This window comes from Planococcus sp. TJ-301, assembly GCF_058268475.1.
In genome coordinates this window covers 458,182-478,482 of record NZ_JBZDOH010000001.1, presented here as the reverse complement: position 1 = coordinate 478,482, position 20,301 = coordinate 458,182, and the positions used below count along the sequence as shown (strand labels likewise).

The window sequence follows — 20,301 nt, the reverse complement described above, 5'->3', positions numbered from 1 at the left end:
TCGACCACTCCTTCATTTGTAATTAACCTAAGCATATCAGTGTTAAAAAGACCTCGTTTCCCTCATGAGGGAAACGAGGTCTTAATTATGTATACATACCTTGATAACGTTGAACTTGCTTCTTCATCAGCTCCACCAGTTCAACTGGCCTAACTGCTTTCGCATCCGCACCCCAAGTCAAAAGCCATCTTACCAAGCCATCGCTCACAATGCCTTCTGTCTCCAGCAAGAAACGGGTTTCGCTGATGGCTGTTATTTTGGCATCAATCCCAAAGCGGTCGATAATGACATTGACCAAGTGATTTTCAAACTCGATGGCAATGCCGCTTTTTTCTCCTGAATACATATGGAATAGTTGGGCAACATATTTCTTCAGCTCGAAGCCTAGAATTGGTGTCCAGGAGTCATCGGTTTTTGAAACAGATCTCATTCGGTCAATGCGGTATTGAATTATCATCTTTTTTTCACGTTCCTGAGCTATCAAGTAATAGTATTCTTGGTTCCAAACGACACCTAACGGAATAACCTCGTAAAAACCTTTGTCTCTGCTAAAGACAAAGTCCTTCTGCACGTTATACCGTCCGTATTGGAACCTTACACATCTTTTAGCCCTGATCGCTTCATGGAGAGTTTGGACATTCTCAGCAAATTGATCCATGACGATTTTCCCTTCACTGTGGACCAACTCGTTAGCTAAGCGTTTAGAAGTTTGTTCATCCGTCAAACTCCGCAGTTTATAAATTAATTGCGCAGTTTCAGGCTGCGAGATAAACCTCGCCGATGAAACAGCATCCATCAGGTAGCGCAATTCATGGACTTGAAACGATGTATTTTTCAGATAATAAACTTTCTCCTTCGGGTTTTTCATACTTTTTCTTACTCCTAGTTGATGAGTTGAATCAGAACTACGTAGAAATTTAAGTTCTGTGCTGATCATTTTATCAGTAAGATCTAAGCCGTATTCCCGATTTAGGATACTCTTGATTTTCTGCAACGTAAGAGGCTCATCTTTATTGGAGTAAGTAGACAAGCAATTAATGATTGCTAATATGCGACTTCTAATCATCACAACACCGCCTTTTTACATTTGGGCTCCAGCTAAAATAGTTTACTTTTCTTTAAGGTAATAATGTCTTTGCTATCAGTTAGTTTAATGGTAACATATTCCTAAATTCATTTAACGAAAAATTCGAAATTATCAATTCATTTATTTTTCCACTTTTAATCAGGAAAGGACTAATGCGCATGTACATAATATCAGGGTGCATTTCAGAAAAAGATTGAAGCGGTCATTTTTTCAGAACTGAAAATCAAATTGAGAAATTGCTGAGGAAAAACATTGAAATGAAATACAACGAAGAAGAGTCGATGCATGTCGGTGGCCAGCAAGTGCGAAACGCTGCGAACAGGCGAAACGATCTGGCTGCCGTAGATGATAAAAGTAACATAGTGCTGATAAAAATTAAGCGTGATCGAAAAGATATAGAGAACCGCAAAGAAGCATTTGAAATTCAAGCAATTCGCTATGCTCCAGTTATGCCACCATAGTTGATACGGAGGATTTAGTGAACAAAATCTTTGGTCCTTATATTGAAAAACATCGGTCCAAATTTGATCACCCCTCTTTGACGAGCAGTGAACTCGGCACAAGGATATTAAATAATTTCTTGGAACTAAATACGGCAATTGATCAATTTAACAAAAAACAACAAATCGTGTTGGTTGCTTCAGATTTTGACCAACAGACCTTATCAGCAGTTGCCTGGCTAAATGGCAGTGGTGTTGATATCAGTTGCTTCAAACTAATTCCTTACAAAATTCAGGGATCAGTTGTATTTAATGTTGCCAAGATCTTACCATTGAATGAGTACACCGATTACTACCTAAACTCTTTAGATAAAAGTATTTCGACCAAAAAACAAAAAACTGGCTTGACCAAGCGAGTAATGCCTAAGATTGACGCTATGCTCGAATGGGGTGTGGTAAAGCATGGTGACACCAACCGAGCAAAAGACCGTACTGATACAGCTATATTACTGGATAATGGATTTGTTGATACTAATGGAGAGAATTCCTCTATGTAGAAATGGTTGAAAGGTTTATACGGCTGGTCCAGCATACAAACCCACGTGTTTGCGGTCCATGAAGAAAACGGAAAAACGTTAGCGGAAATTCGGCAGAAGTACATGGAGGAACAGAGCAAGAAAGAGATTTGAAAGTTTTTGTTTCTTGAAAGAAAACAGTGAACAATATTTTACAACTACTTTTTAGTTTGTGATCCATAATTATATAAAATACTTAATGACTTTAAGAAGGAGATGACTAATCTATGGGCTTTCCATTAACTAATTATAAAACTCTAAAATTATTGGCTGACGTTGTCGATTCCAAAAAAAGATATGATACGACGAAAGAAGCTATTGATTCAATTAAAGAATATAGTGTTTTCGCCTTTATTATTTTTGACCCATTTGAACATATAGAGTTTAAAAAATTTTTTGAGAAGAATTTTCGAAATTTGCATTATGCCACTGGCCAAAATCTTGCATTTTTTGGTTTAGTAGATTCTTCTGATAACTATAATTTAAGAGGGATAAACCGTTCATATGATTCTTTAAGAGCATTAATTGAAGAACAAGAGGAAAATATCGATACCAGTTATAACGCTTTTGCATTTGCACAAAGTTTGAATTTAACTTCAAATGATTTACCAGCTATTATTGTTACCAGTGATCCTAGACTAAGATCATTTCGTTGGTACAAAACTTCCCCATACATTTTTGAATCTCAGTTACTTCGTCTAACAAGTGTTGCGAATGAATTTAAAATGACTAAAGAAGCAATGAAAATGAATTTAGTTATTGAGCAAGAAAGGTTATTTCTAATGCTAGATCTAATGAACTTAAAATTATTCAATGAATTTGGAAGTGAAGTTTTAAATGAAACTCTTGCAAGAACATTGTCGGATATTTTAAGTTTTATGATTAAGGAAAATCCAAACATTAACCAATTCGATTACGAAACTGCACATAAACATCGAACACTCGCTCTCAATAAAGTACTTAAGAATATATCTTATCTAAGAGAAAATTTACATGAATCTAAAATTTCTCCCACTAAAAACATTGAGATTATTGAAGAACTATCAATAAAGACAGCTACATTTATGGCTCTCTCAACAGATGATAAGAAACCTGTGAATTTCTTAAAGAATAGTAGTTTAGAAAAAAATTCTATTCACTTATTGCAAACTGCTATAGATGTACAGCATTTTTTAAACACTGGTGATACCTATACTGATTTCTCTCCTAGTGCAATTTGCATTTCGAAAATGTTTGAACAGGAAATTAACTATTCATTTGTTCATTGGATCCGGGATGAAAAAGAAATTACTCTTCCACAATATTTTAATAAGAAAGAGCCAAGTAAATCAGCTATCTTCCATAATGTAGATTTTAATAAAGGAAGAAATGGAAAATGGCTTCCTCCAGAACTTGGGAAATCTAAATATTTGGCACAAAATTTCATTTCGAAAGAAAAATGGAATGAAGTTGGAATAAACAAATATAGTTTATTATTAAGTGAATGGAACACCATTCATACAATACGGAATAAAGCAGCACATACTGATACTGTCTCTTCAGAAGAAGTTAACGCTATGAAATCTGCAATATTGAATTTAGACAAGAATGGTATACTTACTCAACTTGGCACGATAAAAAATAAATATAAAGGTACTATCAATTCATAAATTAAGTGTTGTGTAGGTAAAATCAGTACTGTTTCAATAAATGGTCTTCTGTCAATAAGGTGGACAGATCAAACCGGCGTTTTTTCTTCACAACTCTTTGGCGCTCCGCTTTATTGGGCATCTATGGCCACCGGTATAAAAAATCGAACCGATGCCCCAGGTTTCCGGCAATAGATAGTCGAGTGTCGAATGCCGTCGTCGATGTAGTGGTATATGGCTAGCTTGGCTGCTTCAAATAGCAGAAAAACGGTGGAGATAAATCATTTCCCCCTTAATTGTGGTGTGGAACGATTCGATGCAAGCGTTGTCTTAAGACTCTCCCTTGCGAACCATGACAATTTGGAGCTCTTTCGAGTTCAGGCATTTGATGTATTTAGTGGAATAATGTTGGGAACCCCGGTCAGAATGGTTGAAGGGCATGTCCGTGAGAGTTCTCATCAGGAAGGCTTTTTTGTATGGATTAGCGACTGGGCAGTCTCCATCGTGACGGCCAGGCCCCACCCCATAATCTTGCGGGAGAGTGATCCATCACGCTTGCCAAATAAATCCAGCCTTCCAGCCTCCAGATGTAGATGATATCCGACACTAGTCAGTTCATGGAAAGCGGTGATGCCGATTTCGTACGAAAGGTTCGTCGCTTTCCGTCCTTCCTAGGTGTGGATCTTGACAATGTACCCCTTAAATTCTGGTGGTTTTCGTTTTCACATATTTAATAGGTCCTTTAGTTTGGTAGTTTGAGTTTTTCCATAACTGTTTAGTCGGGTCATTTTTTAATCTAATCCAAAAAAGACAAATTTCTTTGACAATTTTAGTTTATAAATTTTTGTAGTAAATGACTATCCATATTATCTTTCTAAGTTTAACTTATCAAGTATTTAAATGAGAATAAGAATAGTTCCGTATTATTTTTTTTACATCATCTAAATAATCATCTGTAACTTCTGGAATTAACAATTCGCCATCAATAGCATCGAGCATAATCTGTTCTTTTTCTTTTAATCGCTTGTAAACCGCTTGATCAATGAAGCCCCCGTGTGCTCGATCTCCTTCACTCATTAAGTAGTAATATCTTGTATATTGCCCATCTTTTAAACCTAGGCGATGAATACGGTCTCTAGATTGCAACATAAACGTTAAATTGAAATTATATTCAAAGTAAATAGCATCATGGACCGTTTGATGTAAAGAAATGGATTCTCCTAATGTGTTGGGGTTAGAAATCATTACAGATACTGTACCATCACGAAAATCATTGATTAATTCAACTCTTTCATCTTTTGGAGTTCCTCCATAAACTAAATTCACAGAAATCCCCTTTCCTTTCAGCTCGTGTTGAATCTTTTGCATTGTTTTTACAAACATTCCCCATACAATAACTTTTTTACCTTCACTCACTAAATCTGTAATCAGTTGGATTCCTTTTTCGAATTTCCGCGAAGTAATTGTATCTACTTGAAGCTGTTGATAAGATTGTTTTCTGGCTAATTCTTTTTCTTTATCATTTAAAGCATTTAATAGCGATAAGTCTAATTCATCATCGATCAATCCTAAATCTCTATATTCGATTTTTTCCAGTAAAAGAGAAGGATTAGTAGAAGCTTGTAATAGTCTCAAATATAGAGATAAAATATTCCCTTCATTTTCATATATTGTTTCAACTAGTCTTTGCTGTCTTTCTGATGGTTCAACAAGTATGAGTTTATCAGGATCAGCTGCTGGTACTTTTAGATCCACTTTATTTGTTCTCCAGAAGAACGGTTGAACACGATCATTTATTTCCTCAACGTACGGATTTTCTAACTCACTGACTTCCCATCCAAAGAAAGAGTCGTATTCTCTATCATATAATAAATGCAGAAAATTGTAGATGTCTTTATAGCTATTAGGTATTGGCGTGCCTGTTAAAGCATAATGATATTGTGCTTTTGATCCAAGGTTCAATGCGGCCTTAGCTCGCCTTCCGCCTATACCCTTTATTCTATGAACTTCATCAAATACAATCATTGTCTGTTCATCTATTAGTTCGTTTAATATATCCAATTTACTTTCTAATGCTTCATAGTTAATGACAATAATATTGCTAGTTCCCCAATCATTACGAATTTTACCGATATTTTGGTATTTAGTATCTTTTAAATTCATGTAATTTAAAGAACGTTTAGCTCCGAACACTTCAATAAATTCTGTTCGCCATGCTTCGAATGCATTGATTGGTGAAACAACAAGTATTTGTCGTACTTCCCTAACATTTTGACTGCTTAAGTAAGCATATGTTCCGTACATCATTGCTGTTTTACCTGCACCTGGGACAGAAAAGTTTGCAGCTCTCTTCATCGTGGCCAAATAAAAACTTGCTTGCAACTGCTCTAGTTTTAATGGCCGTGTAATTTCGTTATTTAAAATACTTTTAAATCTATTCATTTCATCTTTCCATCGTTGATCAGAAGATTTAATCGTACTTCCTGCAATACGTTGTTCGTCAATAGCGTACTTACTTTGTTGAATATATAATAGAACATCGTCACTTTTTTCTAATACTACTGCATTACTCTTTACTAATGCACGATCTACCTTTTCAATAAGTTCTTGCAAATTAACATAATTTATAGAACCATCAATCAATAAATTATCGAAATCCGCAAAATAACTCCGATAACGCTCCAAAATACGCCTTACTTTGCTCTGTTTCAGGCACTCTTCAATACTATCTAGAAGTTGAAAATAAGCTTCATTCTTATGCAGTACTGAAATTATTTTAGGGTTAGATTTCATCATCATAAATCCCTATCAATTCTTTACTTGCTAAATTTATTTGGATAAGATATTCACGAATCTCGGTAATTTGATCTTTACTAAAATTATTAAACTTTAAATTGCCAGTAAGTCCGTTCCCTTTTTCCATATCTTTCAAGACATTTAAAGTTTCTTTTATATCACTAATAAATGAATCAATATTTTTCCCGCGATTATGTTTATTCATAGTCTGGATAAATTCTGAATTAATAATTCTTAATTCTGGCGCTGTCTTTTCTAAAGCTCTTCGCAAATCTGTTGCCGAATTTATCGTATTTTCCTCAAGTTTATCTTGCAAATCATTAATAGTATCCTCGATCGACTCATTGAAATCAGTATTTATTTCAGTTGTTAATATTGTATTGTAGTACTCTCGAATATCTCTTCCGGTATCATCACCAACAGATAGCATTTTACTTAATAGAGCAAAAGTAGTTATTCGTGATTGTTCATATGTCGGACCCTTTTTAGGGAATTGTCTAGAGAGTTTTTTCGAAAGTTCGTAAAGAGGTGTGTAAAGTTTTGTGTCCTTAATAATATGGAATGCATTAGATTTTGCATTAATGAAATTCAAATAATCTTGCATTAATATTACTGTTTCTATACGATCGGACACTTCCTTTTTATTAATTTTTGCTTCTTTCGAATAATCCGCTACACTAATCAATTGATCCACTATAACTGTTTGATAAATGTCTACTGATAAATCAACAGGATCGTACGCCTGACGTTCTTCAGTTCCCATTTGAATTGCTAATTCAAGCCTCTTAATTTCTGCTCGTTCAGTTTTCAGCTCATAGGTGAACGGTAAAATCACAGCTTCGAAAAAATAAGATTCTCCCGTTTCTTTTGCTAACTGTCTTAAAGCAGTGTATCTTCTGTTTCCGTCAATAACACGACCGTCTGCTAAAACGTATCCGAATACTTTTTGACCCGATTCTCGAATAGAATTTTTTGTTTGTTTTAATTTAAAAGAATTATCTTCTACAACCATTTTTTCAATTGAAAGGTTGTACTCTGAATCATCATTATCTTTAGCAGGCACTATTCGGTTTTCAAGACGTGAAATAGCAGAAGCAATACGACCATTCTCATCATTATAATAAAGATGCTCTAAAGGTATGCGATAAACATCCAACATGCCATCAGTTACCTTAGGTATTTGAATAGGTAACTTTGGTTTCGCTCCTGTTTTAATTAATTGTCCATCCTGAATCAAATTTAGTAAGGGGACGTTTTTATCCATATTGTAGTTTCTCCTATTCTTCAGCTAATTTCCTTATAGTAGAATACACTTGCTGTGCACTTGTTGCTTCTTCAAATTCAACAGAGTGTTCTTTTAAATTATCAAAAAATTTCTTTTGAATTTGAACTATGCTTTGATCTCCGATTCTCATATTTTCTGCTTTTGTCTCTACTAGTAAATACACACTTGTCTCATCTTCTTTTTCAATCATATAAATAAAATCAGGAGTAGTAGAGCCTCCAGTGTATTTAGGAACTTGGATAGATCTTCTAGGTAATTTTCCAAAAACAGTAACCTTCTCATGATAATTATGTCTCAATAATTCCCTTTCAGGCGTTACACTATCGTATCGAATTGGTGGCACTTCATAAAGATAGCGATTATCTTCAAGTGCTTGGTTATCTACATTTACGCCAAGAATTTCTGCATTAACATCATATACAAATTTATCTGTTTCAGGATTATAAAGAGACGTATGCGCTTGAAAATCTAACTTCTTATATTCGTAAGTCTGTGCAAATACTTCATCAAATCGTTTTTTAAATTCACGAATTATATTTTTGAGCGACACTTCACTTAAATATTTTGAGTCACCCTGCAGATCAGATTTCATCAGCTGGAGTAAATTTTTATGAATATCATTCACTGGAATTGCTGTTGCTGCATGGATAGCTTTTACAAATTTCCCATAAGACATTCCGGGCAAATAAATGCGTTTATATTCCTGCTCTTGTTCTTTCAAAACAACACTTTTATTATCTTGACTTGCGTATATTGATTCACGTATTTGTATGGGCACTTCTCGTTCATATAAACTTGCATTGCCAACTATCTCATTAGCTATTAGTTGAATAGTTTGAGGGATGCGTTCAAACTCTAACATGTAGCGATTGGAAAATCGCTGCCATAGTTCTTTTACTTTTTCCCAATTTTCTTTTCTTAGTTTCACTCGAGTTTTTATTTGGTTTTTTTTTGGTTCGACTACTTTACCTTCTCGTAATTGAATTGAGTTCAATTCAGGATATAGTTCAATTAACCATGCAAAACCATCTTTTTTAACGCCATCTATTTCGATAGCCTTTTTCAACTCATTTTTTCGATTTATTATTCCCAACTCATCTAAATTTTTTAATAAAAACTCATCTGTAAATGTTGAATCTATTTTCTTTCGCTCTGAAACAATTAACATAATCATATCTTCTGTAAGCTTTTCTTCATTCATTTCAATTTTAAGATCTTGATTAATCTCTCCAACTAAGTTTTGAGCAAAATCTTTTTCATCATAACCAATTAAGAAAGCAAGTCTAGAAGGCCATTCATCTTGTTGTATGCGATGACCAGTTTCATCAACGGGTAATCTCAATCCACGACCTACTTCTTGAATTTTGCTATTTTCACTGCCTGATGTCCGTAATTTGGCAATTACAAATACATTTGGATTATCCCAGCCTTCACGCAATGTCCATTTTGAAAATAAGAAACGCCTTGTTTGCCAGAATCCTCTTTCATCTTTAAAACTGAGTAATTTTTCTTTATTCTTTAAAATATCATCTACTTGATTCTGAACAGCTTCATCGCCAGAGCCAAGATCCTCACCAAAATAACCTGCATGCACATTCTGCTTAGTGTCCCCAAGATTAAGGCTTGTTTGAGTAGCTTTTAAAAAGTCTAAATATTCCTGTTCTCTTGGTTGGCGTTTAAATTCATATTCAGAAACTAGTCGTGAAAGTTTTTCTTTCAATAAACGTTTAAAAGTTTCTTTTAACCAACCGTCTTCTTGACGATAACTACTAATATTATCAATAAAAAATAGACTTAAGGTTTTTATCTTTGGTTCATTGCTATTTCTTTCAATGTTTCTTAAAAAATTTTTCTGTTCAATTTCAAAATGCTTATCCAGGGCATCTCTAATAATTAATTCTTGGTAGGAAGAACGAAAAGTTCCAGGGATTAAAATCATGCCTTTATCAAGCTCTAATTCATTACTTAACAATTTAGAACCGGAATATTCAATATCTCCTTCAAATCCTGAATCTACTTCAGCTAAATTTCCTCCAGCATAAATTGTCTGAAGCTTTCCGCCTTGCTTAAGTACTAATTCCTTTGAAGTGACACTGTCTATTACATACCGATTTTTTGACTGTTCTTCAGTTAAATTAGGATAATAAATATCTATGCTTTTAACTAAACCATTATTAAAACTTTCAATTGCATTTAAATCAAACTGAGGCTTTCCTCTATAATAATCTTTTTTCAAGACTTTATTCTTTCCTTTTCCTGTAGTGATATCGGGGAAAGTAGCTCCAAAACGAATAATCACTTGAGGTTTAATAGTCTCTATCGCTTGATAATTAGCCTTATCGCGTGGAAAGCGATGTGGTTCATCAATAATAACTACTGGACGAGTGTTCTGAATCCCCTCTAAAGGACTTGTTACGCCCCCCATCAATGTTTGATCATAATCATTTTTCTTCATACTCGTAGAATTTAACATTCCGACATTTATTAAAAGTACTTGAATGGTATTGGAATTTTGTTTACTTCCTTCAACAAAGTCAAGTAAATGTGCAGGGAAATTTTTCCTTCCTGACTTCGTTTTAAAATCTCCTGCATTAATAACGTTTAATTCAATTCTCGTATTCTCGTAAAATTGAGCAAAGTGCTGACTTGCATAATCACTTTCTATAAAGTTTTTCGTGCCCTCTTTAATCGCTGGACTGGGAACTACAATAACAAATTTAAAGATTCCATGCAGTTTATGCATTTCATACATCAATCTTGTATATACATAGGTTTTACCTGTTCCTGTTTCCATTTTCACGTCAATATTAGCAGATTCAATATATCTTTCTTTAATTAGAGGATTTGCATATACATCAGATGCATCCTTTTTATCCGTTGTATGATCCATGCCAGTAAAGCTCTCCAAAATGGCTTTCAGACTGTCTTCTTGATGAGGTAATTCCTCTAATAGTATTTTCAAATTTTATTCCTACCTCCTTAATACCTTTTTAGCAGATTGATTTTACCATCAAGCTGCTTCAAGCCTATCTCAATTTCCCGTATACTTTCTAAGTTAAATGAGTATCCGTAAAGCACAATAGTTTGAACATTTAATATATGAGTTCCGATCAAATTTAAAAGAACTTTCGTTTTTTTTCCATCCCATTTTTCATGAATTAAATACAAGCGACTTTGATCAATGTAAGTTGATTCATACCCAGCAATGTCTACATTTTCTGTGGGTATATCCATTTTATAACCATCTGCTACGAGCCATGTATTCACAATCGTATCTACACCACTGGCATTACCACTAACCTTTAATCCTTTTGATGAAAATGGATTAATCATATCATCGAAACCACTTTCGAGTAAGTTGACTAACTGGCCACCGCTATCTTTAAACAAACCTGAATCCATATCGAATGACTCTATATCGTTTAATGTTGGTTGTTCAGGAGTTACAATGTAATAATGTTTAAAACCACTATCAAATTTTTCTGGCAGTGATGCTCCGGCATTAATTTGAATTTTCTGACTCGCTCTCTTAATTCTTTCACGGCTAATTTCGTCAATGGACATGAATCCAAGACTATAAGCATTTTTACTTACATTATCGTTTTTAGGCACAGTTTCTCCACTATTACGTATAAGATATGTTGGTTCATCTAATTGTGCTAAAATGAAGCTTCTATCGGACTGTGGAGAAACATTTAAATTCAATATTGCATCAGCTGTAGTACCTGAACCAGCAAAAAAATCTAATATGACCGCTTTATCATCTGTAAATACCTCAGTAAAATATTTAATAAGATTTGTAGGTTTAGGATTACTAAATACTTCTTTTGAAAAGTAATTCAGTATTTCCTCGCTACCAGATGAAGTGGTACCTTTATTCGTTAAAATACTTCTTGGTTTTTTCCCATTTGGCAATCGTTGCTTAAAATGCACATTCCATTCACCATTTTTACTTTTAACAAATCTCACTTCACCATCTTCTAAATCTTGATAATATCTCTTTTCAGACCTAAGCCAACTTATATCATTACCATAGCTATCATATTGCAAAATGGTTCCGTCTGGTGTAGTTATTGGGTAGTATTGCTTCCCGGATTTCCTCTTAAATGTGTCCCAATAATATTTACCTATAGAGTCTTCCTCTTTGTATCGTTTCACATAGGTTTCATCGTATATCTCAAATAGTTTTGGTACGAGGTTAATATTTTTTGTATAGACTAGAACAACTTCTGTTTCTTCTGCAATATGTGTTGCATCGTTACCGCCACCTTTTTTATTTTGCCATACAAATGGTGGTAATTTATTTCCTTCACCAAATATTTCATCTAAAATTAGAGTCAAGTTCGACTGTTCGTTATCATCAATGGAGAGTAGAATTATGCCATTCTTTTTTAGTAATCTTTTAGCTAACCATAGTCTTGGATACATGAATGTTAACCATGCTGAATGTGTTGCTTTCCCTTGGATGCTTTTTAAACGTTCTAATTCCTTATCACCCAAACCGAACATATCTTTTAATGTTAGATCACTGTATTCGAATTTGTCTGGATAAATAAATCCATCAGAACCGGTATTATACGGTGGGTCTATGTAAATCATATCAATAGATTTACTATAATTATTTTGCAAATGACGTAAAGTTTCCAAATTATCGCCTGTAAAAAACAAGTTCTTACTATTTTTATTTTCTTCCAATTTATTATGATCGAGGTTTGGAACAATAACAGTTTTTGCAAATTCCCCAGCTTGTTTTTTTGCATAATCTTTGCCTATAAAATCTAATTGATAACCACTGGATAGTTCTTCAATGTTTTTATCTTGTAACATCTTTTTGAATTTTTCTAAATCGAATTTTCCTTCTTCAACAATATTTCCTTCATCGTCGAATTTATTAGCTGTAAAAAAATCGGGCAAAGTTTCTTTTAATTCATTTATAAACAATGAATTCGGTTTTACTTTTTCGTTAAAACTATTATTATCTCGCAACATTATTAATACACCTCTACCTCTTATTTATATTTATTATGTGTAAATTTCGAATTAATTTTATCATTCAAAACCTATTTGTCTTTAAAGAAAAATATTAAGAAAATTGAGAACCTCCTCCAATACGTAAGTAGAGAGAGTTGATACAAATACATTACCAGATTTGAGGGTCGCTCTTTGGCTATTAGTTTAGCCTACTAATATCGGAATGCGGATTGGGAAACCACATGTCTCTGACGTTCAGACTGTAATCTTCATTATCGCTGTCAACTTAATATACATACAGATTCCTATATTGAGCTTACAGGAACTGTAGAACCGTTAAATGCGAACTAATTTTGGGATATACTTTCTAGCCCCTCACTAACTTTTAAAACCAGATATTATGGATTCCACTTCGCTTCTTACACCGTATGCTTTATCCTTTAAAAATGGCTTTAGTACTTCTATTGAGTCTTCTCCCATTAAATTAGCAATACATTTCAAAGCCTCTAACCTCATATGCCAATCTTTATTATTTGTGAATTTTAAAATGTCTCCAACTTCATTTTTGGAAATAATATTTCCGTATGCCTTTAGAGCACCCAACTTCGCATATGTAGGTCCTTCAAAAGCAATCTTTAATAGATCATTCTTTACTTCAATCGGTTTCTCAGAAATTATTCTCTCTATTGCTATATTTCGTTCCGCCATATTATTCGATAAGATACCTTCAACTATTAAATTCATTTAATCACCTCTTAAACAAATTGTATTATACTATTTATAAATTTTTTATATTTTTCGCTGATGTCTTATCTAAAAATAGTTAGTATTAATTTTCATAGTCATTAAAATAAAAATTCACCGTTAACAATAAAAAAAATTGATATTTACTTTTCGTCTCCATTTGAATCAGTAAATCAAAGGAATTTGAAATCAATGCAAGATAAAAATAAATTAGAAAACAACTAGTTGAGATGAGCAAAATAAACTAAAATATTGTTAATCGTTTTCTTCTTAACTTTCAATATTTGCTTCAAAAGATTGCTTAATTAAAAACATCGCATATTCTAATTCTCCAGTCCCAACAATATCTACTACTGTATCTCCGCTCGCCCATTTCCCCGCAACATCTATGCATCTTTCTTTCGGATCTAGAAGATTTTCGATTTGTATATTCAGGATTATCTTCAACTTGTTTTTCTGAGGAATAATCCCTGCAAAGTTTGAATCGGTTTTGTAAACAATGTATCGCTGTTTATACTCCTCACGTACAGAGCTGTCTAAATTACAGATTTGCTTACTTAAATCATTAAACAACGATAAGGTTTCGTCTTTAAGGTTTGGGTAGTCTTCTAAAGTATAGATAGATTCTTTATTGATTTCTCTGCTTTTCATTTTTGCTTTTACGTATTCTGTCACTACTGGAAAATGCCAAACTTCAATGGCTTCTTTGGCGAGATGCTGGCTTCTTGTAGCAATTGTACCTCCATTCCAAATCTCCAGTTTATGTAGCTCCTTATTAAGACGCACCGGACTCACTTTGAATCCACCCGGCATGTCTCTTTTATCAAGAAATGGCCGATCACTTAATTCCGAATTGTATCTTGTTAGTGTCAGGTTGCCCAATACATGTAGAGATTCGGCATGGACTTTTTCCCAGTTTGTCCCTATGTCTTTCTTCCATTGCTCACTCAAATTTTTATTTTGAGGCATGATATGCTCAATGGTGTATTTTTCAACATCAACGATTTCTTTAGTATCTTTATTCGTTAATTTTCTTAGCAGATAATTTCGGTTTCTAAAGTTATAGACATCTTTAATCAATAGTTCACGGAGAAACTCGTCATCAGAAGGGAATCTTTTATAAGAATCAAGGTTAAGAAAGGCCGCAGTCAGGCTTTCGAGGTAATTATCTTTATCAATTTCTTTGCTAATGGTCGCAAATGTCTTATTGAGCGAATTGGTCGGAATACCAATTATTGCTCTTCTAAAGACATACGCCTCCACAAGCCGGATGATTGAGACAAATTCGTCTTCCGTAATAACATCCGATTTGAAATCATCATATACTTCCATTAACAGCGGATATGCTACATCCACTTTTAATGTATTAATGTCTTTCAAAGCATCGGTAATATCATTGTCGTCACCTTTAGCATTTTCAATTTTTGCAAACCATTTTGCATATCGATAAATATCAGCAACAGCATTTTCAATCGTCAATTCTGGATTTTTTCGTAAATACTCTTTAAATTCATCATAAACATGGCCAATCTTCGGAATTCTGCCTCCGAATTTTATGGTTAAATAATCTCTCATAAACCGGTCGAATAATGAAGCAGCGGTACCATTTCCGAAATTTGTCTCAAGCGGCTTCCAATATTTTTTATATAGCTTTGCTTGTTCTGCAGGCTCAAGCTTCATTAATACATAGTTTCGTATTAAGTCAGATTGAGACAAATCCAGTCCGGTCGAATTAAGGCTCTCAAAAATCAATTGAGGATTATCATTTTCGCGGTCCAAAGCAATATCCACAACCATCAGTTTTGAAATGCCCTCGTACAATTCTTTCAACGACATACTGGTTTTCTCCATCTCGTTCAGAAAGAATTCGTAATTTTCAATGACACGCTTTGAGGAATCATCAGGAAGATCTGTTCCATCGACTAACCTGATAAACGTTTCGCGGTCTGTATCCGTCAGTAACAGCTTATAATACAAATCGCCGTCTTCTTCGTTATTAACAAGGTAATAATTTTTAATCTTTTTCTCAGTTGTATCAATCTCTTCCTTACTCTGCGCTATCCTTTTGCGGAATGCCATCAATAACAGCGATAGAGTTGTCAAGCGCTGCTGGCCATCAATTACCAGCAGCTGCGGAATTTGAGAAGTAACGTAAAGCCCCTTCTCGATATATACAATCGAACCTATAAAATGGCCTTTGATTGAGTCACTTTTTCCAGCCTGTATAATATCATTCCATAATTGTTGGCAGTGGCTATGACTCCAACTGTATTTCCTTTGATAAATCGGTACGAGGAATTGTTTTTGTCCACTTAAAAATTTCAATAAGTTTGTCTCAGAAGCTTTCATTCAGAACCCTCCAATTTTTTATACAAATTTTGGTATATTGATATCTTAAGTGTGAATACACTTTAATTATTACCTAATACTACCAACAAACAAAACTATAAACAAGCTGACTGCTGATGCGCTCAACGACCTAAATATACTAAAAAGAGTTGTCTTCCTAATCCTTCACAGTACAATGAATAATAAGGAGTTGAATCTCATGTGGGAAGATTTTAAAAAGTTCGCATTGAAAGGCAATGTGCTTGATTTGGCCATTGCGGTTGTTATCGGGACCGCTTTCGGGAAAATCATCACTTCGCTAGTAGAAGACATCATTATGCCAGCAGTTGGAATATTGCTTGGCGGCTTTAGCGTTGAAGACTGGACTTATACTTTTAATGGCGCAGAGCTACGTTATGGCGCATTTGCGCAATCGATCATTGATTTTACAATCATCGCATTTTCAATTTTCATGGTCATCCGTATTTTCACGACATTAAAGCTCAAGAGAGATGTGCCGGCTGAAGAAGAATTGCCGGTGCTGGATAAAAAAGAAGAGCTGCTGGTGGAAATCCGCGACTTGCTAGCAAAAGAAAAAACGGGCTTATAAGTCAAACCGAAAAAAGCTGCCGACCCCTATTTGGGATCGGCAGCTTTTTTCGGTTGCTTATCAAAATCAATGCTATTCGAGCTGACTCGCTAAATCATCAACAATCGTATCAATCGGCACATCGATGTAGCCATCATAGGTTTCGGCAATTTCGCCATTGGTGTCCATCAAATAGAACGTCGTGCCGTGGACCACTTGGTCGCTGTTCGGATCGTCTTTGACGAACGCCTGAAAATTGTCTTTTGCGAACTCCGCGATCTCCGGCTGGGTATAGCCCGTCAGCAAATTCCATTTCGATTCATCGGGAACTGAATAGTTTGCCAAGTATTCCTGCATTTTCTCAGGCGTATCCCTTACAGGGTCTACACTGAACGCAACAATACGGTAGTCTTCAATGCCTTCGTCGGCCAATTTTTCCTGGATCGACGCCAAATTAAAAGTCATCGGCGGGCACACTGTGTCACAATTGGTAAAGACAAACGCAGCAATCCACGGTTCACCTTTAAGGCTGTCGTTCGTTACCGTTTCGCCGCGCTGGTTTGTATAGGAGAAATCTTCAATTTCTTCATTGCCGCAGGCCGTTAATAACAACAGCACTGCGATGGCCAAAAGAGCCATTCGTTTTTTCATGTGGTCTCCTCCGTCCTGTACCCACCATTTTAGCGAATCCGGCGACAGGGTTCAATCGCCGCGCGCCGGACTTTCCGACAAAACCGTGACATCAGGAAACTTTCATCGTGATCAACGCATCATGAATCGCCACAAGTTTCGACTCCACCCGGTGCATCAAGTAAAACGATACAAATATCGGGAATCCCACTTCTTGGATCAAACGCATCCACTCATCCATCCTTCTCCCCCCGCTTCCACCAGAAAAGCCCTCCCTTGCAGGAGAGCCGATTCTGTTTAATATGCTGTTTTAGACTTCGTAGTCAAAGATGTTGCGCTCCACGATGCGCGCCGCTTTCGCAAGCGTCAATGCCGAACCTTGCACGTGGAAAATGTTCTGGTCGATGATCGTCTGCATGCCAGCTTGGAGCTCCAGCTGCGTCAGATCTTCTCTCGGATCTTCCACCGACAAAGTCACGTCCTTGCCAGCCCCCGTCTCAAAAATCAATTCCAAAGTTTTCGCCATTTCCGTTTCCCCCTTTTAAATTATTAAGCGTAAATGTTCTGGGCCGTCTGCTTTTCCAGGAACATCAACGGCTTTGTGCCAAATCCTGTTAAGACCGTTACCGCTGCCAAAATTTCATTGGCACCTGCTACGTCTGTTACGTTATGGTACGCTTTCACTTTCTTGACCGTTTTCCCTTCGCCGTCCACGCCATTGTCCAACGTGCAACGGATGCTTGCGCTCTTGAATTCTCCTACTGCCATGTCAATCACCTCCTTTCATTCGCTATATAGACACAAATGCGAAAAGAGGATACCTTTTTAATGAATTTTTTCAGAAACCCTTCTATAATGGGATTAGGTAAGAATAAAAGAGGTGAACAAAGTGGCACTAGATGGCTGGTTTTTATGGTTTATCCTTTTTTGGGTCGTGGTGCTCGTCGGATTGTTTGCGATAGGCGGCTTCTTCATGTTCCGCAAATTCCTCAAGTCCATGCCGAAAAAAGATGGACTGTCGGATTTAAATTGGGAAGAATATTATGTCGACAAAACCATACATTTATGGGGCTCTGAAGAAAAAGCGTTGTTAAACGAATTGGTGCAGCCGGTTCCGGATCTGTTCCGGCCAGTGGCGAAACAAAAAATCGCCGGACGCATCGGGCAAATCTTGCTGGATGAGAAAGCGAAATCGATCCAGCTCGAACACATCATCCGAGGCTATATCCTCGCAACACCAAAGCGCGATCACAAGTTTCTGCGGAAAAAGCTAGCGGAAATGAAGATTGATGTAAACCCATACGAGCAATATTTCGAACGCTAAAAAGCTGTTCCTCATCGAGGGACAGCTTTTTTGTTGCTCTTATTACCCTTTTCATTTCGCTGCAGGTGGACGCTTTCCGCGGGCCTGGCTTCAGTCAAAGTAATGTTCTAAATATCAAATCCAATTCTTTTATCAAAGAACATGAAAGATTCAATATTTGAAGCTTCTAGTTGATTCCTAGATATGGAGCAAAACAACGGAGACGCCTGCGGGAAAGCGAGACAGCCGAGACCCCGGAAGCACGCGTTAGCGGGCTGATGAGGCTTGGCGCTCGCCCGCGGCAAGCGTAGCTGTTTTGCGGAATATCGGCTATAAAAACACTAAAAAACGCTGTCCCTCTATTGAGGAACAGCGTTTTCCGTTTTGTCTTGCAGTTTCTTGAACTGGAAGAACATCGCGAAGCGCCACGGGACGATCATGCCGAATGCCAGGATCCAGAACATGCCGCCGAGTTCGCCGATGTCGATTGTCGCGCTCAAGATCACTTTGCCGATCAGGCGCACCAGCAGCAAGCCGATCAAGATGAAAACGAATGCCTTCGATTGCTTCAAATAGATATCGCCGTCACGCACTTCGAATTTCGATGTCCAGATGAGCACAGTTGAAAACAGCATGCCGACAAGCAACGCTTCGACAATCTGCATCGGTGCTACCCGGAAAAATGGGAAGATGAACATCAGCGCACCAGTCGACATAAACAACGGCGGCAAGATGATCTTTTTGGCTGAAGCCGGCTTTTTTGCCGATTTGGAGCGCACGAACATAGCTAGAACCCCCATGCCAGCTGCGCCGATCGTTGTGGCAATGAGCATCAGTTCAGGAGAAATCCATTCAAACATGCTGCCCCTCCTCTGCTTTATGCCTAATTTCTCTATGGAACGTTTCTTTCATTTTTTCCACCTGCTTAATTAATTAAAATCCTTGAAAGTCTCCGAAAAACGGGCTGAGGATACGTATAATATACGTCATTCCATCGAAGAATAGCAAGATGCCGACAGCAATCATGATGTAGCCACCCGCTTTCATGATTTTCTGGCTATTGCGACGCAGCCAGCCGGTCTGTGCGACAAAGAATGAAAGCACGAAGAACGGAATGCCGAATCCAAGAACATATGCGAGCATATACCAAATGCCCGAACCTGGGTTGGTTGCTGCTAGTGCATAAATTGCCGCTGTAATCGGTCCGGTACAAGGCGTCCAGCCTGCCGCAAACGCAAGGCCGATAACGAATGTGCCTAAGAAACCACCTGGCCGGTTTTTGAAAGCGAATTTCCGGTCTTGCATCAAAAACTTCGGTGTAAAGATCCCAACGACGATCAGTCCGAAGATGACGATGAAAATCGCGCCCATCTGACGAATCAAATCATCGTAGCGCAAGAACCATTCGTAGAAGAAAGAAGTGCTGAATCCTAATGCGATGAAAATGGTTGAGAAGCCAAGCAAGAAAAAGAGCGTGTGGAACATGCCGCGCCGCTGCATCGTCTTTTTGTCATTCTTGATTTCATCCAGCGTCATTCCCGTAATATAGGATAAGAATGCTGGATACAAAGGCAATGTACACGGAGAGATGAAACTCAGGAATCCCGCGCCAAACGCCAGAAATAAATTGATATCGGTCCCCACAAAAGTCACTCCTTTGGTATCTCCCCCTATCTTACCAAATTTCCCAGTACTGCACTGCCCCTTTGCCTGTGACATCTTTGTGGACAATCAAGGGATGGCTCGCTGGTCGCTTTGTTTTTGTCTATTGTCCTGCGCTTTTTTGGTTTTTCTTGTTACGCTCTTTTTTTTATTTCATAAAACCTTATGTAGTTATATACATTTATTTTCTTCAAAGACCGGAGTCGGTTTTTGGCCGATTGTCCGGATTGTGTTAGACAAAGAAAATGGCGGCCGGAGCCGCC

General features: G+C 36.6%; 18 protein-coding genes. 5 read left to right on the top strand and 13 right to left on the bottom strand.

Features of this window, described 5'->3' with window-relative positions; all coding sequences use genetic code 11:
- Nucleotides 1-85: 85 nt before the first annotated feature.
- Entirely contained in the window at nucleotides 86-868 is a 783-nt protein-coding gene (locus tag AC4EHJ_RS02415) for a helix-turn-helix transcriptional regulator (RefSeq protein WP_490973994.1), read from the bottom strand.
- 476 nt (nucleotides 869-1,344) lie between these two features.
- On the opposite strand from AC4EHJ_RS02415, the gene AC4EHJ_RS02410 reads away from it, so the two are divergent.
- The 3 genes from AC4EHJ_RS02410 to AC4EHJ_RS02400 all read left to right on the top strand — a co-directional run bounded on the left by AC4EHJ_RS02410 (nucleotide 1,345) and on the right by AC4EHJ_RS02400 (nucleotide 3,751).
- Nucleotides 1,345-1,548 (top strand): hypothetical protein, encoded by a 204-nt coding sequence (locus AC4EHJ_RS02410; protein ID WP_490973993.1) that lies wholly within the window; start codon nucleotides 1,345-1,347, stop codon nucleotides 1,546-1,548.
- Between the two features lie 17 nt (nucleotides 1,549-1,565).
- The gene (locus AC4EHJ_RS02405; RefSeq protein ID WP_490973992.1) at nucleotides 1,566-2,084 is read left to right on the top strand and encodes a hypothetical protein; all 519 of its coding nucleotides are present in this window, start codon (nucleotides 1,566-1,568) and stop codon (nucleotides 2,082-2,084) included.
- A 245-nt stretch (nucleotides 2,085-2,329) separates the two neighbouring features.
- Entirely contained in the window at nucleotides 2,330-3,751 is a 1,422-nt protein-coding gene (locus AC4EHJ_RS02400; protein WP_490973991.1) for a hypothetical protein, read from the top strand.
- Nucleotides 3,752-4,618: 867 nt separating this feature from the next.
- Here the strand turns inward: AC4EHJ_RS02400 and AC4EHJ_RS02395 are convergent.
- From AC4EHJ_RS02395 to AC4EHJ_RS02370, 6 genes are all read right to left on the bottom strand, one after another.
- The gene (locus AC4EHJ_RS02395) at nucleotides 4,619-6,526 is read right to left on the bottom strand and encodes a DEAD/DEAH box helicase (RefSeq protein ID WP_490973990.1); all 1,908 of its coding nucleotides are present in this window, start codon (nucleotides 6,524-6,526) and stop codon (nucleotides 4,619-4,621) included.
- Nucleotides 6,513-7,790, bottom strand: a complete 1,278-nt coding sequence (locus AC4EHJ_RS02390) for a ParB N-terminal domain-containing protein (RefSeq protein WP_490973989.1) — start codon at nucleotides 7,788-7,790, stop codon at nucleotides 6,513-6,515. The genes AC4EHJ_RS02395 and AC4EHJ_RS02390 overlap by 14 nt, the downstream gene beginning before the upstream one ends.
- Nucleotides 7,791-7,803: 13 nt before the next feature.
- A complete protein-coding gene (locus AC4EHJ_RS02385; RefSeq protein WP_490973988.1) occupies nucleotides 7,804-10,773 on the bottom strand; it encodes a type III restriction-modification system endonuclease in 2,970 nt (989 codons plus the stop codon).
- Between the two features lie 17 nt (nucleotides 10,774-10,790).
- Complete coding sequence (locus tag AC4EHJ_RS02380; RefSeq protein ID WP_490973987.1) at nucleotides 10,791-12,800, bottom strand: site-specific DNA-methyltransferase; 2,010 nt, start codon at nucleotides 12,798-12,800, stop codon at nucleotides 10,791-10,793.
- A 360-nt stretch (nucleotides 12,801-13,160) separates the two neighbouring features.
- Nucleotides 13,161-13,526 carry a HEAT repeat domain-containing protein gene (locus tag AC4EHJ_RS02375; protein WP_490973986.1) on the bottom strand — a complete coding sequence of 122 codons (366 nt, stop codon included), beginning with the start codon at nucleotides 13,524-13,526 and terminating at the stop codon, nucleotides 13,161-13,163.
- A gap of 270 nt (nucleotides 13,527-13,796) precedes the next feature.
- Entirely contained in the window at nucleotides 13,797-15,875 is a 2,079-nt protein-coding gene (locus AC4EHJ_RS02370; RefSeq protein ID WP_490973985.1) for a GmrSD restriction endonuclease domain-containing protein, read from the bottom strand.
- 199 nt (nucleotides 15,876-16,074) lie between these two features.
- Here AC4EHJ_RS02370 and mscL point away from each other — a divergent pair, with 199 nt between their 5' ends.
- Entirely contained in the window at nucleotides 16,075-16,464 is a 390-nt protein-coding gene (mscL, locus tag AC4EHJ_RS02365) for a large conductance mechanosensitive channel protein MscL (protein WP_490973984.1), read from the top strand.
- Between the two features lie 72 nt (nucleotides 16,465-16,536).
- Here mscL and AC4EHJ_RS02360 read toward each other — a convergent pair whose 3' ends face one another.
- From AC4EHJ_RS02360 to AC4EHJ_RS02345, 4 genes are all read right to left on the bottom strand, one after another.
- Nucleotides 16,537-17,094 carry an SCO family protein gene (locus tag AC4EHJ_RS02360; RefSeq protein WP_490973983.1) on the bottom strand — a complete coding sequence of 186 codons (558 nt, stop codon included), beginning with the start codon at nucleotides 17,092-17,094 and terminating at the stop codon, nucleotides 16,537-16,539.
- Between the two features lie 91 nt (nucleotides 17,095-17,185).
- Nucleotides 17,186-17,314 carry a YvrJ family protein gene (locus AC4EHJ_RS02355; RefSeq protein WP_135503621.1) on the bottom strand — a complete coding sequence of 43 codons (129 nt, stop codon included), beginning with the start codon at nucleotides 17,312-17,314 and terminating at the stop codon, nucleotides 17,186-17,188.
- Nucleotides 17,315-17,383: 69 nt separating this feature from the next.
- Nucleotides 17,384-17,599 (bottom strand): DUF2922 domain-containing protein, encoded by a 216-nt coding sequence (locus tag AC4EHJ_RS02350; RefSeq protein WP_490973982.1) that lies wholly within the window; start codon nucleotides 17,597-17,599, stop codon nucleotides 17,384-17,386.
- 23 nt (nucleotides 17,600-17,622) lie between these two features.
- A complete protein-coding gene (locus AC4EHJ_RS02345) occupies nucleotides 17,623-17,841 on the bottom strand; it encodes a DUF1659 domain-containing protein (RefSeq protein WP_490973981.1) in 219 nt (72 codons plus the stop codon).
- Nucleotides 17,842-17,962: 121 nt separating this feature from the next.
- On the opposite strand from AC4EHJ_RS02345, the gene AC4EHJ_RS02340 reads away from it, so the two are divergent.
- Nucleotides 17,963-18,397: a DUF2621 family protein gene (locus AC4EHJ_RS02340; RefSeq protein ID WP_490975605.1), complete on the top strand. Its 435-nt coding sequence runs from the start codon at nucleotides 17,963-17,965 to the stop codon at nucleotides 18,395-18,397.
- Between the two features lie 338 nt (nucleotides 18,398-18,735).
- Here AC4EHJ_RS02340 and AC4EHJ_RS02335 read toward each other — a convergent pair whose 3' ends face one another.
- Together AC4EHJ_RS02335 and AC4EHJ_RS02330 are read right to left on the bottom strand one after the other, a co-directional pair.
- Nucleotides 18,736-19,236, bottom strand: a complete 501-nt coding sequence (locus AC4EHJ_RS02335; RefSeq protein ID WP_490973980.1) for a CcdC family protein — start codon at nucleotides 19,234-19,236, stop codon at nucleotides 18,736-18,738.
- A 73-nt stretch (nucleotides 19,237-19,309) separates the two neighbouring features.
- Nucleotides 19,310-20,020 (bottom strand): cytochrome c biogenesis CcdA family protein, encoded by a 711-nt coding sequence (locus AC4EHJ_RS02330; RefSeq protein ID WP_135504905.1) that lies wholly within the window; start codon nucleotides 20,018-20,020, stop codon nucleotides 19,310-19,312.
- Between the last annotated feature and the right edge of the window lie 281 nt (nucleotides 20,021-20,301).

Bases quoted from the DNA above. Each gene is read 5' to 3' on its own strand.
- AC4EHJ_RS02410 (WP_490973993.1), top strand. From the start codon at position 1,345: ATGAAATACAACGAAGAAGAGTCGATGCATGTCGGTGGCCAGCAAGTG.
- AC4EHJ_RS02400 (WP_490973991.1), top strand. From the start codon at position 2,330: ATGGGCTTTCCATTAACTAATTATAAAACTCTAAAATTATTGGCTGAC.
- AC4EHJ_RS02380 (WP_490973987.1), bottom strand. From the start codon at position 12,800: ATGTTGCGAGATAATAATAGTTTTAACGAAAAAGTAAAACCGAATTCA.
- AC4EHJ_RS02350 (WP_490973982.1), bottom strand. From the start codon at position 17,599: ATGGCGAAAACTTTGGAATTGATTTTTGAGACGGGGGCTGGCAAGGAC.
- mscL (WP_490973984.1), top strand. From the start codon at position 16,075: ATGTGGGAAGATTTTAAAAAGTTCGCATTGAAAGGCAATGTGCTTGAT.
- AC4EHJ_RS02395 (WP_490973990.1), bottom strand. From the start codon at position 6,526: ATGATGAAATCTAACCCTAAAATAATTTCAGTACTGCATAAGAATGAA.
- AC4EHJ_RS02375 (WP_490973986.1), bottom strand. From the start codon at position 13,526: ATGAATTTAATAGTTGAAGGTATCTTATCGAATAATATGGCGGAACGA.
- AC4EHJ_RS02360 (WP_490973983.1), bottom strand. From the start codon at position 17,094: ATGAAAAAACGAATGGCTCTTTTGGCCATCGCAGTGCTGTTGTTATTA.
- AC4EHJ_RS02390 (WP_490973989.1), bottom strand. From the start codon at position 7,790: ATGGATAAAAACGTCCCCTTACTAAATTTGATTCAGGATGGACAATTA.
- AC4EHJ_RS02415 (WP_490973994.1), bottom strand. From the start codon at position 868: ATGAAAAACCCGAAGGAGAAAGTTTATTATCTGAAAAATACATCGTTT.
- AC4EHJ_RS02355 (WP_135503621.1), bottom strand. From the start codon at position 17,314: ATGGATGAGTGGATGCGTTTGATCCAAGAAGTGGGATTCCCGATATTT.
- AC4EHJ_RS02345 (WP_490973981.1), bottom strand. From the start codon at position 17,841: ATGGCAGTAGGAGAATTCAAGAGCGCAAGCATCCGTTGCACGTTGGAC.
- AC4EHJ_RS02335 (WP_490973980.1), bottom strand. From the start codon at position 19,236: ATGTTTGAATGGATTTCTCCTGAACTGATGCTCATTGCCACAACGATC.
- AC4EHJ_RS02370 (WP_490973985.1), bottom strand. From the start codon at position 15,875: ATGAAAGCTTCTGAGACAAACTTATTGAAATTTTTAAGTGGACAAAAA.